Origin of the sequence: Kumtagia ephedrae, from assembly GCF_003012745.1 — a bacterium.
Lineage (GTDB): Bacteria > Pseudomonadota > Alphaproteobacteria > Rhizobiales > Rhizobiaceae > Kumtagia > Kumtagia ephedrae.
Genome location: NZ_PXYK01000090.1, coordinates 1 through 317 on the forward strand (window position 1 = coordinate 1; position 317 = coordinate 317).

General features: G+C 65.6%; 1 protein-coding gene. It reads right to left on the reverse strand.

Going from position 1 to position 317, the window contains the following annotated elements:
* The coding region (locus C7I84_RS30920; RefSeq protein ID WP_133170192.1) for a helix-turn-helix domain-containing protein at positions 1-282 on the reverse strand (282 nt) is incomplete at its 3' end.
* Between the last annotated feature and the right edge of the window lie 35 nt (positions 283-317).

Here is a 317-nt window from a genome sequence, read left to right on the forward strand (position 1 = left end):
CTTCAGCTTCTTCGGACCCCAGTTCGGATGATCGAGCCGGCACTCCACCAGCGCCGCGCGGATGTCCTCATCGACCGATCGAGCCTGAACCAGCGGCGCCCGCGAACGGGCCACCACCCCGCCAAGCCCCTCGGCCGCGTAACGCCGCATCAGCATGTAACCCGCCTGCCGGCTGATCCCGTACTCGGCGCACAGCGCGCTCATGTCATCACACTCGCCCGAAAGCCGGTCCATGATGAACCGGCGCTTCACTTCCTCGATGCTCGCTCCAGTCCAAACCATCGGCAGGCTCCTTCCCCTGCCGACACGCTAATCTG